Annotated in this window: 17 protein-coding genes; 5 read left to right on the top strand and 12 right to left on the bottom strand. The window is 46.5% G+C overall.

Annotation, left to right across the window (positions count from 1 at the left end; all coding sequences use genetic code 11):
- The first annotated feature begins 14 nt into the window (after positions 1-14).
- Complete coding sequence (locus NFI81_RS02130) at positions 15-2180, top strand: outer membrane protein assembly factor BamB family protein (protein ID WP_234614526.1); 2166 nt, start codon at positions 15-17, stop codon at positions 2178-2180.
- Between the two features lie 16 nt (positions 2181-2196).
- Here NFI81_RS02130 and NFI81_RS02125 read toward each other — a convergent pair whose 3' ends face one another.
- On the bottom strand, positions 2197-2571 hold the full coding sequence (locus NFI81_RS02125) for a DoxX family protein (RefSeq protein WP_234614527.1): 375 nt from the start codon (positions 2569-2571) through the stop codon (positions 2197-2199).
- Between the two features lie 97 nt (positions 2572-2668).
- Here NFI81_RS02125 and NFI81_RS02120 point away from each other — a divergent pair, with 97 nt between their 5' ends.
- Positions 2669-3076, top strand: a complete 408-nt coding sequence (locus NFI81_RS02120; protein ID WP_234614528.1) for a winged helix-turn-helix transcriptional regulator — start codon at positions 2669-2671, stop codon at positions 3074-3076.
- Here NFI81_RS02120 and NFI81_RS02115 read toward each other — a convergent pair.
- From NFI81_RS02115 to NFI81_RS02070, 10 genes are all read right to left on the bottom strand, one after another.
- Entirely contained in the window at positions 3051-3974 is a 924-nt protein-coding gene (locus NFI81_RS02115; RefSeq protein WP_234614529.1) for a hypothetical protein, read from the bottom strand. The genes NFI81_RS02120 and NFI81_RS02115 overlap by 26 nt on opposite strands.
- A 191-nt stretch (positions 3975-4165) precedes the next feature.
- A complete protein-coding gene (locus tag NFI81_RS02110; RefSeq protein WP_234614530.1) occupies positions 4166-5803 on the bottom strand; it encodes an alpha-amylase family protein in 1638 nt (545 codons plus the stop codon).
- 91 nt (positions 5804-5894) lie between these two features.
- A complete protein-coding gene (locus NFI81_RS02105; RefSeq protein ID WP_234614531.1) occupies positions 5895-8870 on the bottom strand; it encodes a glycosyltransferase family 117 protein in 2976 nt (991 codons plus the stop codon).
- Positions 8871-9052: 182 nt separating this feature from the next.
- Positions 9053-9709 (bottom strand): response regulator transcription factor, encoded by a 657-nt coding sequence (locus NFI81_RS02100; protein ID WP_234614532.1) that lies wholly within the window; start codon positions 9707-9709, stop codon positions 9053-9055.
- 76 nt (positions 9710-9785) lie between these two features.
- A complete protein-coding gene (locus NFI81_RS02095; protein WP_234614533.1) occupies positions 9786-11096 on the bottom strand; it encodes a sensor histidine kinase in 1311 nt (436 codons plus the stop codon).
- A 665-nt stretch (positions 11097-11761) separates the two neighbouring features.
- Complete coding sequence (locus NFI81_RS02090; RefSeq protein WP_234614534.1) at positions 11762-11971, bottom strand: hypothetical protein; 210 nt, start codon at positions 11969-11971, stop codon at positions 11762-11764.
- A gap of 253 nt (positions 11972-12224) precedes the next feature.
- On the bottom strand, positions 12225-12926 hold the full coding sequence (locus tag NFI81_RS02085) for a DUF4097 family beta strand repeat-containing protein (protein WP_234614535.1): 702 nt from the start codon (positions 12924-12926) through the stop codon (positions 12225-12227).
- Positions 12927-12947: 21 nt separating this feature from the next.
- Positions 12948-13733, bottom strand: coding sequence for a DUF4097 family beta strand repeat-containing protein (locus tag NFI81_RS02080; protein WP_234614536.1), 786 nt, complete (start codon positions 13731-13733; stop codon positions 12948-12950).
- Positions 13734-13802: 69 nt separating this feature from the next.
- A complete protein-coding gene (locus tag NFI81_RS02075) occupies positions 13803-14576 on the bottom strand; it encodes a HEAT repeat domain-containing protein (protein WP_234614537.1) in 774 nt (257 codons plus the stop codon).
- Positions 14560-15078: a GFO_1088 family ECF-type sigma factor gene (locus NFI81_RS02070; RefSeq protein ID WP_234614538.1), complete on the bottom strand. Its 519-nt coding sequence runs from the start codon at positions 15076-15078 to the stop codon at positions 14560-14562. The genes NFI81_RS02075 and NFI81_RS02070 overlap by 17 nt, the downstream gene beginning before the upstream one ends.
- Positions 15079-15258: 180 nt before the next feature.
- Between NFI81_RS02070 and NFI81_RS02065 the strand changes: the two genes are divergently transcribed.
- Both NFI81_RS02065 and NFI81_RS02060 read left to right on the top strand, forming a co-directional pair.
- Complete coding sequence (locus NFI81_RS02065) at positions 15259-15459, top strand: hypothetical protein (RefSeq protein ID WP_234614539.1); 201 nt, start codon at positions 15259-15261, stop codon at positions 15457-15459.
- A 237-nt stretch (positions 15460-15696) separates the two neighbouring features.
- Positions 15697-16008: a hypothetical protein gene (locus NFI81_RS02060; protein ID WP_234614540.1), complete on the top strand. Its 312-nt coding sequence runs from the start codon at positions 15697-15699 to the stop codon at positions 16006-16008.
- Between the two features lie 2 nt (positions 16009-16010).
- Here NFI81_RS02060 and NFI81_RS02055 read toward each other — a convergent pair whose 3' ends face one another.
- Positions 16011-17423 carry an enolase C-terminal domain-like protein gene (locus NFI81_RS02055; RefSeq protein ID WP_234614541.1) on the bottom strand — a complete coding sequence of 471 codons (1413 nt, stop codon included), beginning with the start codon at positions 17421-17423 and terminating at the stop codon, positions 16011-16013.
- Between the two features lie 167 nt (positions 17424-17590).
- Between NFI81_RS02055 and NFI81_RS02050 the strand changes: the two genes are divergently transcribed.
- Positions 17591-18070: a DUF1440 domain-containing protein gene (locus tag NFI81_RS02050; RefSeq protein ID WP_234614542.1), complete on the top strand. Its 480-nt coding sequence runs from the start codon at positions 17591-17593 to the stop codon at positions 18068-18070.
- The last annotated feature ends 17 nt before the right edge of the window (positions 18071-18087 follow it).

The following is an 18087-nucleotide window of genomic DNA, read 5'->3' as shown; positions in this document are numbered from 1 at the left end:
GATTTCAACCCTTTATGTTTGAATTTCTACACTATGCGCTGCGCTTTTTCCAAAAAAATATCAGCCTTGCGCTGGCAGCCGCTGCATTTGCAGTCCTTGTAGCCTACCAGACTCAGGACGAAGACCGCACCTGGGCAATTTATAAAGCTGATGCCGAAAGCACCAGTTACGCCCCGCTGAGCCAGATCAATACGACGAATGTGCATCAGTTGCAACCAACATGGACATTTACATTAAATGATATGAAGGCAGGATCGCGGGCGGGAAACAGCGAATGCAATCCGATCATTATCGACGGTGTCATGTACGCCACTTCAGCAAAACATCTTGTTTACGCGGTGGACGCCGGAACGGGCCGCCAGATCTGGGCCTTCGATCCGTTTGAAGGAGCCGAGGGTGGCGGTGTGAGCCGCGGCGTTACTTATTGGGAAAATGGTGACGACAAACGCATTCTGGTTACCGGTGGTGATGTGCTTTTCGCGCTGAATGCACAGACAGGCCAACCCATTCCTACATTTGGCAGGGATGGAAAAGTGAGTATGAATGTGGGGCTGCGTGACGATCCCGAAACGATTTCTGTGATTCCAACCAGCCCGGGAATTGTCTATAAAGACTTGCTTATTATGGGCGCAGAAGTTTCTGAATTGTATGGCGCACAACCGGGATATATCCGCGCATACAACTGTGTGACAGGCAAGTTGGAATGGACTTTTCACACCATCCCGCTTCCAGGGGAGCCGGGTTATGAAACGTGGCCAAAGGATGCCTACAAATATGCGGGCGGCGTTAATGATTGGGCCGGAATGAGCCTGGACGTAAAAAGAGGCATTGTTTTCCTCGCACTGGGATCGCCGAGTTACGACTTTTATGGTGCCGATCGCAAGGGAAGCAATTTATACGGAAACAGCGTCGTGGCGCTTCATGCTGCCACAGGAAAGTATATCTGGCACTATCAGCTTGTACACCACGACCTTTGGGATTATGACCTGCCTGCTCCGCCTAATTTGGTGACTGTGCAACGAGCCGGTAACAATGTGGATGCCGTTGCGCAGGTTACCAAGCACGGATTTGTTTTCGTGTTTAACAGGGAAACGGGCGAGCCGCTTTTTCCGATAGAGGAAAGAAAAGTGCCGGCATCCAACATTCCGGGCGAAGAAGCCTGGCCTACACAGCCGTTTCCACTCAAACCCAAGCCATTTGCACGGCAATGGATGACCGAAGAGGATCTGACCCATTATTCCGATGCCGGCCGTGATTCTATCGTAAAAAAGTTTCGTTCTATGCGGTACGAAGGGCTTTTCACTCCACCCGACCTCAAAGGCACATTAATGCTGCCCGGCACGCGCGGCGGCGCAGAATGGGGCGGTGCTGCATACGATCCAACCACTTCGGTTCTTTTTGTCAAATCCAATGACTCTCCGGAAATCCAGTCCATGAAAAAAGTGGATGCAGAGAAAGAAGCAAAGGATCAAACCATTTTTGAACAGGGTAAAACCATTTATATGACCTATTGCGTGGCCTGTCATGGAAAGGATAAAAATGGCGATGAGCCCAATTACCCATCCCTCGTCGGCCTGAAAAACCGCATGACGCGAGAGGCTGCATTGGACAAAATCAAAAAAGGCGGAGGGAAAATGCCTGCTTTTGCCAGTGTGGTCAAAGGCAAAGAAAAAGGCATCATTGCCTTCCTTTACGAACGTGAGCAAAATTCCAGCAAGGTTACCAAAATGGAAACGGGCCAGACGAAGGCAGGCGCGGAAAAATATTTGAATTTAACTGCTTACGGACATTTTCGTGATCCCGACGGCAACCCGGCCCTTCGTCCGCCATGGGGAACATTGAATGCAATCAATCTTACAACCGGAGAATACGAATGGCAGATCCCGCTCGGAAACAATGAAAGGTTGCAAGCAAAAGATTCGCCGGAAACAGGCCAGGAAGGTTCAGCCGGGCCCATTGTAACCGCTGGCGGACTCATTTTTATCAGTGGAACAAATGACAAGAAACTCCGCGCAATCGACAAGCAAACCGGAAAAGTCCTCTGGCAAACCCTCCTGCCCGGGGTCGCGAATGCCACTGCCTGCACTTACATGCACAGAGGCAAGCAATATGTAGCATTGTCGGTCGGTGGAAACAAGGAGAACCCTTCCGGCTCCATTATGGCATTCAAACTACCTTGATTCCCAATCCGAGGTGCTAGTTCCCAAAGATTTTTTTCGCCGATGGATCGGGCAGGAAAATGCTGCTGTCGCGCAGAAACGCCGCAATCCATATTAATGAAATAGGCAAAAGCGCATTGAATGGCATGCCATGAGAAAGTTCTGTGGCCAATGCCCCTGCGAAGTAGCAAGACAGCAGAATGAATCCGATTTTCATTGTTTTGGGATAAAGAAACAATGCTGTAAAGCTTATTTCCATCATAGCAAGCGGAACCAGATATGCCGATATGCCTACTTTGCCCATTGAGCTGACGATCTCTTCACCCGCTGCGAGCTTCATAATTCCGCTGAGTACAACCAGGGCGCTGGCAATCACGGTGACGCCGATAGTAATAATTTTCTTTGCTTTCATAAGTGTTTTATTTCCAGCAAATCTAATTACCTTTACTTACAAAAATATAGTAATATACAAAAGGTTAGTAGTATCCTTTTAGTTACCAGGAAATACAATGGACTATTCAAACGAACATGCAGAAAGGCTTTCGGGCGCTGAGTGCAACAGCAAGCTGGGTGCGATCGGAGACGCGCTTTATGTGATCGGGGGGAAGTGGAGATTACGGATTATTGTTGCGCTTACGGAAGGAGGAACACGATTCAACGAATTGCAGCGGATGATTCCGGGCATATCGCCCAGAGTGCTTTCCAATGAACTTAAAGAGTTGGAAATCAATGGTTTTTTGACAAGAAACGTCCTCGCCGACACACCGGTTGTGGTGGAATACAAGCTCACGGAATATAGCCGGACCCTTGACCCGGTAATGGGTGCACTCGTGGAATGGGGTGAAATGCACAGGGCAAAAATACGGCAGGACGATCGGAAGAAATTGGAGCCTATTGCTCAGGAAGTGTTATTGTAATATGCCACATGTCGCCGGAATTGCTTACTTTTTCCGTGCCCCAGACGCCAGGGCCACCGTCGGTTCGGAGATAAACGCCAAAGACAAGGCTGGTAACGTCAGAGCCAGTCACCATCAGGCTCCCACACGCAGCACCATTGCCGCAATTGCCTGTAATAGATGATTTTGTGTGCAATATTTTTGTTTTGTTATCATCCAGAACAAGCTCCTTACTTCCGGAAAGCTTTATAAGCGTGCGCCCGGGCGATTGCAGTTCCAGTTCGGTGGCAAAACCAAGCCGCTTACCCGAGAAGTTTGTCGTTGCACCCAGCCCCATTACCGAAATGACTGGATTATTGACGGGCCTACTAAAATGCACGCGCAGCTTACCATAGTAGTAACGACTTGTATCCGTAGTAGGCGCATTCGCCGTCAGCAACGGTTTAGCTGACAAAAAAACCTGCACACCCACATTATTATACACATTTACGCCTCGACCCGATTCTCCTTTTGGGTGTGAAGTAAAAATGCTGCGCGTTGAATCCTCGAAAAATTGATTGTTGACAACCGGAACAGATCTCACCTGTGAGGAACTGGCACCCGAAGCTGCCCCGAACGTCATGCCGGTAACATGTTGCGGAACGGTAATGTACGTTTGATCGTCAAAACTGAATGTGACAGAAACCGGGGTTTGGGATTTCTGAAAATAAATCCCCTCATCCTTGCTTCCATTGCTATTTAGGAAAAATGAAAGCGTTTGGGGAATGGATGTCGGGCCTTTGGGAACGGGAGGGCTATAACTATTATTGACTCCGTCCTGCACAAATTCCAGTGTATTTTGGGCGAAAGCGGTCAGTGTTGTCAGGCAGGTTGTGCATAGAAAGCACACCCGCAAGATGAGTGTTTGTTTAGAAAGCATGTGTAGAACGTAGATTATCGTCGAGCTGATGTATTGAATGCAAGATAGTATTTCGTGTACAACATTGAAATCCTTTTGTCCGCAAAATCACGACAATTGCGGACGAAGGATTACGAAATACAATTATAATCAATTGAATATTAACCTAATGTAAATTTCAATTGCAGTTATCGTGTGGCACTATTAGCTATTTAATGGCAGTTCCGATAATCACGGAACCAACGATAACCATAGGCTTCCAATGTAATGGTATGCCTGTTTTTCTCGTCAACTACGCTTTCAATGTTACTCATCAGATCGGCGATGCGGGATGCTCCGGCCATTTTCTCGGGCACGACCAATTCCAGGGATTTTTCCTCAAAATTGTGCCATATGAGCAGTATTTTATTTTTCCAGGTGTAGCGCATGCCCAGGATTTGTGTGTGGCCGGTATCCATAATTTCCCAGTTTCCATAGCCGATTTCAGGACACTCTTTGCGCATACGGATCAGCGAAGTCATCCAATTCAGCAGGGAACCAGGCTCGCGCCGCTGATCTTCCACATTCACGTGTTCATAAGAATAATATCCTTCGTCGACAACGGGGTGGATCGGCACATTTCCTGTTGTAAATCCACCTTGTTTTTCGCGCGTCCATTGCATCGGCGTTCTTACCGAATCACGCTCTTCCAGTTCCAGATTGTCGCCCATGCCAATTTCATCTCCGTAACGGATCACTGGCGTTCCGGGCAAAGAGAACATTAGGCTGTAAGCCAGCTCGGTTTGCTGCCGGCTGCCTAACATAGGCGAGAGCCTGCGACGGATTCCGCGCTCATAGAGCTGCATACTTTTCTCCGGCCCGAACCTTGCGAAAACCGTCTGGCGCTCTTCATCTGTGAGCCTGCCGAGATCCAGTTCGTCGTGATTTCGCAGGAAATATGCCCATTGGCTGCTTCCGGGAATATCCCGGGTGGCTTCAAGCGCTTTGATAAGCGGGCGGGTATCGGCAGTGGCCAGTGCGTAGAATGTATATTGGTTTACAAAAAAATTAAACATTAAATGAATGCCTTCGCCCTCCTCGCCAAAATACTTTTTGCTCTCATTCGGTAACACATTAGCCTCTCCCAGCAGCACGGCGTCCCCTTTTCGCCATTGCAGGAATTTTCGCATTTCTTTCAGGTATTCAAAATGTAGCTTGGGCTTTCCGCCTGTTTTGGAATTACTGGATTCTAAAATAAATGGCACTGCATCCACCCGAAAACCGGCAATCCCGAGTTCCAGCCAGTAACCCATGATCTTGTTTATTTCCTCCCTTACCTCGGGGTTATCAGTGTTAAGATCAGGCTGGAATTCGTAGAAACGGTGGAAATAATATTCCTTTGATTCCTTATCCCTGGTCCAGGTGGCCTTTTGCACGCCCGGGAAAACCATGCCCTTGTTCCAGTCTGCCGGCCGTTTCTCCGACCATACATACCAGTCTCTCTTTGGATTATCCTTTGAAGACCGCGCCTCAATGAACCAGCGGTGCTGGTCGGAGGTGTGGTTTACGACAAGGTCTATAATGACTTTAATGCCCAGTTTCCGTGCCTTGTGAATGAAGCTAACAAAGTCTCCGCTGGAACCATGACGCGGATCAACGCCATAAAAATCGCTGATATCATAGCCATTGTCGCGATTGGGTGTGGGTTGAAAAGGCGCAAGCCAGATGGTGTCAAGCCCTAATGCATGCAAATAATCCAGCCGGTTGCAAAGCCCTTCAAAATCGCCTGTGCCATCATTGTTGGCGTCCATGAATGTTTCCAGATCGAGGCTGTAAATCACAGCGTTTTTATACCAAAGGTCTTCAAGCATAGGTTTGGAGTTTGTTGATTTTATCAAAGCCGTAAAAAAGCAATGCCATGGAATCTGCATTCCATGGCATTCATTTGGTAAAACCCAACTGCTAATTACCTCCGCTGTAAATATTGAATGCGAGCAAATGTTTCCTGAAAATGGCATCGTACTGTTGCGCCGCGGCATCCTGTTTGGCGCGCTTGCATTCCTGAACGATCGTTTGCAGCATATAAAGATCCACATTCACATCCCGGTTCCGTACTCCGCCGTTCTTCTTGATCCAGGAGAGATTTTCGTCCGATCTCAATGCCATGGTCCTGGCCGAATCCAGTGCTTTTTTGTTCTCACCCAGGTCAAACAACATGCCCACAAAACCAACAGAAAACTGGTCGAACGGGATGGTGTCATCGGGCATAACCGTCATGGCCGTATTAACCACCTCTTTCGCCTTTTTCAAGTCATTTTCGGCGATTAGCTGACCAGCAAGCCGCAAGAATGAAATGCGCGCGGTTGCGACCGGGGAGCCGCGGTAGGTGTCGTCGTGATACACTTCGGGGTTGTTCAGGGAACGCCATTTCATCTTTTTCATCATGTTGTCATACATGATCTCTGAATTGACATAGCCATCGGAAGCCCCTTGTACGCGGACTGGCAACAACCGGTAAGTATAGCCTTCCAGCTGCATGTATTCCTGCAAACCCAGGTTATGCGTGGCGCCCATTGTAGAGGAAAAATAAACGGGACGCTTCCAGTTATTGGTTGCAATAATGTCCAGCATGACCAGATCGCTTTTGTAAAGGTCCTTGGTCCCGATGTTCCAGCTCATGGAGTCGGTCAGGGCGGGCAACAATTCATGTTTAACAATGTTCATGGATTTCACCTTTTGGGCGTCAACGGGTAAAAAGAGTGTGGACGAAGGCAGAATTGAGGTCATATCGCCACTGGTCAGTGGAACCTGGATCGCTTTATTTTCCTGGTTGATCAAATCGAGATATTCTTTCAGGTTAATGCCGTTTTTTACCGCGGGAATTTCATAAAACGGTACGAATTCATTTTTACCCGTGGCATAATCATCCATATCCAGCGATAAGGGCAATGCTTCTGATTTGTTGGTCTTTCGTTTGAGCTGCTCAATGTACCAGTCGATGCCGAGAAATGTCTGCACGCAAACACGCACATCCGTACGAACGCCCTCCACTTCCTGCAAATACCACAATGGGAAGGTATCATTGTCACCTCCCGTGAAAAGGATCGCATTCGGCGCGCAGGAATTGAGCAGGTTTCGCGCAAAATCGACAGAATGATAGCGGTTGCTTCGATCGTGGTTGTCCCAGCCCTTTGCCAGCATTATAACCGGAACAGACAGACCTGCTGCCACTGCCAATGCAGTGCGTAGTCTGGCCGTTTGAATAGCTTTTTGGAAAAATCCCGCAACGGCCATCACGCCAAATCCGATCCAGATGCAGAAAATGTAAAACGATCCGACATAAATGTAGTCCCGTTCGCGCGGCTCAGCAGGTGGAGAATTTAGGTAGATCACAAGCCCTACGCCCGTTAAAACAAACATTAATCCAAGAACCAGCAAGTCGTCGCGGCGCTTCCGATACATCCAAAAAAGTCCGGCTATCCCCAGCAAAAGCGGCATCATAAAGAAGTTGTTATGTCCTCTGTTTTTGGCAATGGATGAAGGGAATTGGCTGGAAACCTGCCACGGCAAAACTGTCCCTGCTCCTTCCTCATCGCTTTCCCGCCCCACAAAATTCCACAGAAAATAACGCCAGTACATATGCCCGATCTGGTGACCAAACATGTAGGTGAGATTGTGTTTCATCGTCGGCTTCTGCCCTTCCGCCAGACCTGTCATTTGCTGGTAAAGCTGCGGATGACCCGGCTGCGAGCTGTACATGCGTGGAAAAAGAATGTTGCTGCCCGGCTCATAAGTGTAAACCGGCCTATAATCAATGATTACATATTTACCGTCCTTTTTGCGATAAACCGGCGCGCCACGCTCCTGACTTATGGGTTTGGAAGTAAACGACGGTCCATACAGCAGCGGCCTGCTTTCATATTGTTCCCTTTTCAGATAGGATACGAAACGCAGCACATCACTGGGATTATTTTCATTGATCGGCGGGTTATATTCCGAACGCACCAGCACCATTACATAGGAAGAGTAGCCGACCAGCACGAAAACTAGCGATAGCAGCGCTGTATTGAGCAAAACCATTTCCTTTTTATGCGCATAACGGATCGCCCAGCTTAACGTGCCCAGAAAAAGAATGATGAAAGAGACAATTCCAAAGTTATAGGGAAGTCCCAGCGTATTGACAAAGAAAATCTCAAACTTACCAGCCAGATCCGGCAAGCCCGGAATAATGCCGGAGTTAATGATGACCAAAACAACTAATCCGCAGCAGAATGCTGTTGCCCTCCCTAAAATGGTTGGTTTTGGAAATTTTTTGAAATAATAAACCAATGCAAGGGCCGGAATGGTGACGAGGTTCAGTAAATGCACACCTATGGAAATGCCGATCAGATATGCAATGAGGATCAGCCAGCGGTTTGCAGTTGCCGGCTCGGTTGTCTGCTCCCATTTGAAAACAGCCCAGATCACAATGGCCGTAAAAAACGACGATAGGCCATAAACCTCCGCCTCGGCCGCTGAAAACCAGAACGAATCAGACCAGGCATAGGCAAGCGCGCCGGTTACACCGGAAAAAATCACCAGGACCGCATCGGATTTGCCTAATTGCTGTTCCGTTTTATTTAAGAACTTTCGGACAAGCAATGTGATTGTCCAAAATAAAAACAGAATGGTAAATGCGCTGCTTAGGACCGAAACCATGTTTACCCAATAAGCAACACGGGTAACATCGCCGAATGCCAGCATTGAGAAAAGTCGCCCGACGAGCAGAAAAAAAGGCGCTCCCGGCGGATGGGGCACTTGAAGTTTGAAAGCGGCAGCAATAAATTCACCGCAATCCCAAAAACTGGCCGTGCGCTCCATGGTGAGCGCGTACGTAATGAATGCTGTGGAAAAGACAGCCCAACCGGTAATGTTGCTCCATTTTTTAAAAAGTGTCATGGTAAGTTAAGTTGATCCTGAGGCTCAAAGCTATGGAAAGCGCCCTGAACCGGGACCGGGCCAACTCTTAAAAAAAGTTAACCGAACCTCTCAAAATCAACCATTTAACTTAATTTAACACTTACTATAATGCAAACACATTCCTGAATAAGGTGCTGCACTGCGGCGTATCTTTTGCCCGCTTACGACTGGTGAAAGCTGTTGTTGTGTTTTTTGTAGATTTCAACCTTTTTAAACAATTCAAGGACATTGGTCACTTCCAGCTTTTCAAAAATGCGCGCCTTATAGGTGCTGACCGTGCTTTCCTTGATGTTGAGCTCGATGGCAATGTCCTTAGTCCATTTGCCCGTCAGGAGCATATCCGTGATTTCGAGTTCGCGGTTGGACAGGATTTCAAGGGGGCTTTCGCGTCTCTCCCTTTCGAGCAAGGTGTTGTTAACCAGCTGAACCTGAACCAGGCTGGAGATATACGTCCCGCCGCTCAGGACCGAAGTCACTGCACGTTCCAACTCTTCATTACTTGTATCTTTGGCCAAGAAACCGTTTGCGCCTGCCTTCACGTAATGCAATGCATAAAGCTCTTCTTCCTGCGACGAAAAAACCAGGATCTTTACCTTTTCCTGTACGGACCTGATCCTGGGAATCATATTAAATGCCTCGCCGCCAGGGATCCGGATATCTAAAATAACCAGGTCGAAATGCCTGGAATGTACCATTTTAAGCGTTTCATTGAATGTCCCAACTTCAATTATAACAACAGAGGGCATGAAATCTTCTATCAGCAACTTCACTCCCATCCGGACAATCGAATGATCTTCTACCAATAAGATTGTTTTCATGTCGTGGTTATTTATAATTCCGCTAAAAGTAATTTAATATAGAGGAAAAATAAATAGAACTTTGACTACAACAAATTCATTTTTTGAAAATTACGCTGATAGCGACACCTAGTTTCTCGTTGGGTTCTGCAAGCAGCCTCGCATTGATCAAAGCGCTAACTTCCTTCACAATAACGAGTCCCATTCCAAAACTTTCCGGATCTAATTCGGCGCCCGGCACTTTTTCACTGCTATTTACCCAGCTGATGATCGCAGGATCCATACCAGGTCCGGTGTCTTTGATAATCAGGTGAACCTCGTCCCGGAAATCTTTGTGCGTAACTTCAATGAGACCCTTGCTGGTTACCTTATTGGCATTATCGATCAGATTGTGCAGCACAATGCTGAGTAATTGCACATTGTTTTTAAGTATAACGCCCTGGGGAACAGTGTTCAGAAATTTGTTTCCGCTGCTTTCGGCCTCAGCCATGAAAATGGCAAACTTTTGATCTACCAGCTCATGCACATCCAGATAGTTGAAAGTAACCCGTGTATTCCGATAGCGGAATTGTGTATACTCAAGCAGATTTTTCATAAAATGATAAAGCCGGTAACTGGACTGACTGATAGCCCGTATTGTAGGCAAATCGGGATTGCTTTTGGCCAGACGGCCCGTGGTGGCCATCAAAAACCGGAGGGGACTTTTGATGTCATGTGAAATGCTGGCAAGCAGCAATTTCTGATGCTTGAACTCCGATTCCAGTTTTTTTTGCGACTCTTCCTGGAAAGCGAGACTGGATGTCAGCTCCATTGTACGGGCATCCAGGGCAGAAATGGTGGAGTAAAACGAATTGAAAAAATAATAATTGATTAAAAAAAGGAAGAAGAAATTATGCAGAAGCAGTACCGCAATGGTCATTTTACTCACACCCAAAGGCCCCCAGGGAATTGCGGTGCCCAGCTCGTGTCCCAGATACATGTATATAAAGAAAGGCAAAATCGCGAACAAGGAATAGAACGTCCCCCATTTACTACCGAGGCCATAGAAGCCATAAATGCTGATGATCACAACGTACTGAAGCGTGACAACATGAAAGCCGTCCTCGTACAAGAACAGGTTGGACCAGATAATTAAAACAAAAATGAGGATGGCAATATGTATGGCTTTCCGCCAGTTGAGCCCCAACCGCAATGCAAAGTAATACAGCACCACAACGCCCGTCAGAAACCCTACACGCTTAACCTGAAACGTATGGTTTTCGGCAACATAGAGCGCTAGCAACAATGCGTTGCTTACCAGCCTCAGATGGAGAGACGATGACAAAACTTTTATGCGCGCGATGTTGAGGACATTTTTTTCCTCGGTCAGCTGCTTTTGAACAGGCCAGTCTATGAAAGATAAGTTCATCGAAGGATCAGTACACTACTCCCGGAATAATTATATTTTGATAAAATCGCACATTGAAAACCCTTGCGGACCTGATTTATGAAAGCAAGGATTGTAACGACTTTTGAAAATGGGAGGGGGTTGGTAATGATGCGTTTTTCGATCCAAAAAGCAGCTCTGACGATTAAAAGGACAATTCCAGGCAAAAGTTGCTTCATTTGGTGTGATGATAAACAAAAAAACAAAGTTACCTAAAAATGATCACAAACAATGTAGAGAAATTGCTACAACAGATTTTATAGCCGACTACAATGAATCTAGGTTTTAGATTGTAAATTTGTCTATCCTCTTAACTACTTAGGTATGTGTCGATCCGGTGAGAGGATCATCAAAGATTGAACGTAATGAAATACGTTATAAACGTTGAGTATATCTTACACCTTCCAGTTCTGCTGCGAAGGTGTTTTGTTTTTTGGAATATTAAAAACATCCATTTTCAAACACTTCCCGCAGGACCTGATCCGGCAGCGGCTACCATACTGCCAAACGTTAAATTTTTTGAGGCAAACGGCGTTGAGAAACCGTGTAAAAGTTAAGTAGAGGAACGTGAGCAACCAATGCGTTTTTAATCGGGCATTATTCAGTAAGAGAGGAACGCAAAAAGAGCAATCGTAAAATTTTGCTTGCTAGTTGCCCTGGGCTCTTTCCTGAGCCTGGCGCTTCGATTTCTTTACTTCTCCGGGCGTAAATTCGCCATTAATCCATCTTACAAAATTCTTCGATTGCACCTGGTAAACCTGAGCCGATAAAGGCTTCAAATCCGAGTTTTCAATCTCCTGAAGATAGTCTGCAAGCAGCCTGTTAATCTCTTCCAAATACTGCTTCTGTGTTCTCATGTGGTGTTCTTTAATTAAAACAATAATGTGATTAAATCAAGTCAGAAACAACAAAACCTTGTCTTCTAACTATGTGCAATTATAATTTATTCATTTTATTCCGTTTATATTTTTGTGGTGAGCCTGCCATTTTCAAGGGTGTAGCGTGATCTTCGTGGGGACATGTTTTGGTCTTCTCACCACCTATATGCGATAGGGGCTATACGCAATGCGTACAGCCCCTAATTTCTTCTATAAAAACGTTGAAATCCTCCTAGTCTTTACTACGTAAATATACATCGTTGCTGATGGATTCTAACTTCACATCCGGGCCACCACCTTGGACCGTGCCTTCCAGCAGATATCCCACGATCGGGTTCTTCTGTTTCTTATTTTTGAAATCAATTTCGAAATCGGAATAAACCTCGCCGGTAATGGTCTTCATAGCAACATTAACCCCTTTTGATTTGGGCCAGCTCATATCCACATATCCGCTGATCGTTTTGGCAAAAACTGTTGTAGAGGCGCCTTCTATGTCGATGTTTCCGTCGATTGTTTCGAGTTTGAGCTTCGCATTGCGTGGCAGAAACACCTGGTAATTGATTTCTTTACACATGTAATATCTGTGCGTCCCATCTTTATCATTCCAGCTGCTACGTCCGTTTTCCGGACAATCTTCTTCCTTTCCTTTCTTCATCAATTCATTATCGAAAGCTATTTCCAGGATCACCTCTTCGGTGGTCGCACGATCGGTAACAATCAGGGCATCATTCAGCTTATTACTATTGATCACCGCCCTGATCTTCACGTACACTTCCGGCTTATCCCAATATCTGACCTGAATGCTGTCGGCAAATTTCAGGTTCAGGTTTGCCGTTTGGCCTTCTTTGAAGGGCAGTTTCTTTTCAATGATCCTTTGCGCAGACAATGGTCCGGCAAGCAATGCTAAGACGAGTATTAGTAAGTTGTTTTTCATGGCGCTTGTTGCAAATGGTGGTTATTTTTTGCGAATGTAAATGTTGCTGCTGATCGTATTAAGTTGTACTTCAACGCCTCCCCCATTCGTCGTGCCTTCAATGTTACTTCCGCCGCCCACTTTTGAAAGGCCGTCCTTACTGCTTTTTGTGCCCAGATCGAAGTCCGTATACATCTCACCGTTAATCGACCGCAGCTTCATCGTTGACTTCGCCGAAGCCGGTAATGTTACGTCCACTTCGCCGCTGATGGATGAAATGGCGGTGGGTTTGCTCTGATTAAGCGCTGAAAAAACCACATTCACATCGCCACTCGTCGTGTTCGCCACCACAGGGCCGGTCACATTGGACAGATTGATGTTGGCGCCGTTCGTTTTTATTTCCAGGTCACCATCCATGTTATTGATCACGATTTTAGAACCGCCCTGCCAGTTCACTTCCTGAAATAACACTGAAACCTGTTTTGGCAAACGGATCGTATACTTCACCTCCTTACGGGTTACCTTTTCCACTTTCAGGCCATTGGCTTCGGTTGTAATGGATAGCCCGATTCCCGTGTTATCAACGCCGGTGTGGTAAAGGGGCTTTAAGCCTTTTGCGCGTTCCGGTGGCGCTTCAAACCCCGACGAAGCCTGTATAATGACCTCATCACCAGCATATCCTTCGATTTTCACCTGGCTGGCAGCCATTTCAATGGTCACTTTTTTGTCTTTCGAATTGGCGAGTTTGCCTTTGTATTCGTGCGTCTGGGCCATTGATTCAGCAAGGCACAGCAAGCAACCCATACTCACTAGAAGTACTTTTTTCATGGTTTTTGATTAAAATATGTAATAGAATTAAATGTAGTTTTATGCCATTTGTAAGGTCAGAATGTGTTTTCAGACATCGGCGGCGTTCAGTTCGCTTACTCCCTGCTGGGCTTTGAGCCTCACGACTTCCATCACATCCTGGTTCCTGACCAGTTGCTGAAACGGCTCCACAGCGCGCTTTTCTTTGATCGCAACTAAGACCTCAATCAGCATAATCTGAATGTTCGGATCAGTTTGAATGGCCAGGGATTGCACAAGCGACTCTGCTACATCTGTCTCATCCTGAAAATGTTGCAAAGCCTGACAAGCGGCCAGCCTGACGTTAATGTTAGGATCGAAGTTGAGCGTATTAATGAGCAGCTGCGTGATTTCCTTGTCCACATCGGACAAATCATAACTCTGGTTTATGGCCTGAATGCGTTCGCTGGCAGAGGTTGAGCCCATTTTTTCAAAGGCCAGCACATTTCTCATTTCCGTCTGCGAGACAGATTCTTTCGTTGCGATCATTGGGTCACCTTCCCCGCTGCGCTCCTGAAACACACGTCCACCCAAAAATCCGACGATAAGCAATGCCAGCCCGGCAGCAATGTTCAACAACCAGCTGCCAAATCTGCGCACCGGAGTTTGCTTGGGCGGGTCAAGCAACGCCGAAAGTTCGTTACCGAATGTTAAGGAAGGATATTCATTTCTGGCTTCGGTAAAGTAACCAAACTGTGCTGCGTGACTCGTCAAATGTGCCGGCACATGCTCTTGTTGAAAAAAACGTTTGAGCTCTTTTTCCTCTTCGATGGTCGTTTCGCCTTCGTAATATTTTTCCAGTAATTTTTCAATATCCTGATTCATAGTTGTTTGCTTTAAGATAATTTTCCCGGAGCTTCTGCCTGGCCCTTGACAGCACCGTGCGAATGTTGGCATTGCTCAACCCCGTAACCTGCTCTATCTCCTCAAATGAATACTCCTCGACGTCACGCAGATGCAGTACCAGTTTGTGTTGTTCCGGCAACTCGCCAATTAGCTTGTGCATGAGTGCAGCGCTGTCGCTATTTTCCAGCTGCCGGTGCGGCGACAGCTCGGTTGCCTGCACGCTGCCGACGTCCGCATCGTTCTGCATTTTCCGTTTTTGATGCGATTTCAAGCGGTCCAGGCAGAGGTTTTTGGTCATTTGCACAGCCAATGCTTCAATGCTGTGGTAAGTTTCCAGCTGCTGCCTGTTCGTCCACAACCTCAGCAACACATCCTGAATGGCGTCTTCCGCCTCCTCGCGGTTGCGAAGAAACATTTGCGCCAGTCGGAAAAGGCGTCCCTGCACGGGAAGAATGCGTTGGTTGAAGGCTTGTAAATCCATTTCAAATACAAAGACGACCACACCCGGATTTCGTTACAGATAGGGGGGAATATTTTTTTGGTTGAAATATAAGGAACGCTTATTCGATTTTCTGATAATAAACGTTTGCACATGAATTGGACAAAAAAACATTTTTTAGATTTGGGGGTTCAATAATTATACACACGAACCACAAGCAATATGGATGCTCTAAATCTTTTATCTTCGATCGTCATCATTGCCGCGGCTGTGATGACGATTTACAAAGCAGCCAAGCTGTCTTATAAGCTGTTCACGAATGCGGATCTTACGGTTACCAATACGAAAACTGGTAAATCCGTCAAAATCGGATCGCATCCCACTGAAATCATGGTTAAGAAATTGCTTGAAGTGATCAGCTAATGAGCGATAGCTTACCTGAGCAATCCAACCCTCCTAAGCGGCAAGCGATTAAGGTAACAGGAATTACATTTATCTTAACAAGTGGCCAGGATCGGGTAACCAGTGATTACAATTCAGACACAGGAAATAACAATCCGGATAGCCAATAGCACAGATTAGAGAATTTCATTCTTATTTCAACCATTTGCGGCGCTAATTTGTCAGAAAGTCAGTTACCAGTTACTCAATCTTATAGCCATGACATTAAAAATTGCTTCCCTTATCATAGGTTCCGCGCTTGCCGCCGGCACCGTTACGGCCATTTGTTGCGGTGTTATTTTGCAGCGCAACAGCCCGTTACCGGGCAGTTCACTCCCGGACAATGTGGTGAAAATTGAAAAAGCGGTCCACTGCAAATATATGTACGATGAAATGGCCCACAAGCTCGTCGCTTACAGCGCATCGGAAACTTGCGGAAACGGCCAAAACGGCTTTTCTTACAAGCTCGGAAGCCGAATTTTGGAACTTACAAAAGGCGTCCACGCAGCGCAACGCATCATTACACTTTAACATTAATGTGTTGTCTCAAACATTTCTTCGTAGTGTTTGGACGGTGTAAGAATGCCTCCGCTTTCTGCGTAAAATGATGCGTCAGTAAGGTAAACGCCTTTCTGTGTGCGAACCCAGGAACCTTCTTTTTTGGGATGAAAAGTCATCAGCTTTTCCCAGTTTTTATAATACTGATGGCCATTCGTTTCCTGTAAGCCGACGGTCATACCCGGAAATGGTTGTAAACGTGCCGCCACATTTTTATTCCAGTCAACGAGGATCGGATTAACGGTCAGGTCTGCGCAGAAGCATGGCACTTTCTTCTCGTAGGCAAGTTGCGTTATTTTCATCGTCATACTCAGCGTTTTAGCAATCGCCTTGACTGCAATTGCGCTATAACCCAGCTCGATGCGGTGCGCGGCATCCTCCACGGTGTGCGCGCTTTCGTCCGCAGCAACCCGAACGCCCAAATCGCCCACAAAAGCTTCATTACTTTCTTCGAATGGCTCCTCAATCACCGCAATCTGATCAAACGCGCCTATTTTTTTGGCATGGTCCAGAAAACGCAGCAAGGTTTCCTTCTTCTCATATCGCCCGTTTGCATCAAAATAATAAGGGATCTTGCCGTTTTGCGTGTAAGGCGTTTCGTAATGTCCAATTGCCTTATGCACGGCGCTTAGGAAAGCAATGTCCTTTTCGATCATTTCCTGCTGTGTTCCTGCCGACCCGGTCTTCAATTTCATGATAAAATAACCTTCATCCGCGGCTTGCTTGATCCGCTCCGCCGAAGTTCCAACGCTGAATGACGGAATGCTGGCGACTTTTTCATGTTTATAGGAAAGGCCCGGTTTGTAGGCCGCAGGGATCAGCTTATCAAATTGATCAATGTTGTTTTCCTGGGCATATAAAAGCCAGGCAGCGTTATCAACACACACCAACGCATTGAGTGCAAATGTCTTGCGCAAGTCCGGATTCCCTGTTATCTTTTTTCCATAGGCCAAAACCTCCGGCAATATATCATCGAGCAATTTCACAGGATCTGAGAATGTTGTGCCCTTTACCATTTGCAAAGCCCGCTCGCTCATGGCATACATTAAGGCATTCCCGGCGCTTTCAGAGTGTCCTGCAAAAACCTTTGAATCAGACCATAACACGCCCTGCGTACCAATCCCGATCTTTTTAACGCCCGATTCGGATTCAAGCATTGCAATGGCCTGCCAACTGTCGGTAATGGCGCTTCCTTTGAACCGGTATGGATTCAAAGGTTCTCTTTCAAAATTGGAATCAACATTTTTGATCCTTATCGTTTTCATGGGTCTGGGAAATTGCATGGATGCACTTGTAAGTTCCGGGGCCAGGGCACCTGCCACAGCCATGACGCCGGCCCGGTTTATAAAATCGCGTCGGGATATATTTTCACTGTCTTTTTTTAGCATAGCAATCAGGGACCTGTTTTGGCTGCGGTTTATTTCAAAGGACTCAAAAATGCATTACTACCCTATCGTCAAGTAAATCACCCCTTTTTTGGTATTTGGTAATGCTGCGTATGTAGATAGCGTTATTAATTTCAATTTCGTATATTTCAACCTCCAATCCTGCCGTCATGAAAACATCCAAATTTGCCGGGTCCGGTTTCAGGACCGTCGTGTGGGCTGCTTTTGTAGCTGGTTCACTTGACATCATGGCCGCAGTTGTCGTGTACGCGATCATTATGGATAAAACAACACCCGTCCAGATACTCCTGTCCATAGCGAGTGGTGTGTTCGGTAAAGGGGCTTATGAAGGTGGAAATATGATGGCCGTATACGGCCTGCTGTTTCATTTCCTGATCGCACTGGCATTTGCGCTTTTGTATTTTTTGATATACCAATACACTGCATTTCCCGGCAAACACAAACTACTGAGCGGGATCATTTACGGTATTTTTATCTGGGTGGTAATGAATAGGATCGTACTGCCGATCGCATTTTCGGGAATGCCGGCCGCATCCTGGGATGCCGCTTTACTAGGGATAGCCATTGTAATACTAGCCGTTGGCCTGCCCATTGCCTACATCATACCCACAGGACAGCGTATCCCATAATTCACATTCGACGTATT

The sequence above is a fragment of the Dyadobacter fanqingshengii genome (assembly GCF_023822005.2).
In the GTDB taxonomy this organism is placed as follows: Bacteria; Bacteroidota; Bacteroidia; order Cytophagales; family Spirosomataceae; genus Dyadobacter; species Dyadobacter fanqingshengii.
Note: the sequence above shows the minus strand (reverse complement) of the source record. Positions and strands in the feature narration are given on the sequence as shown.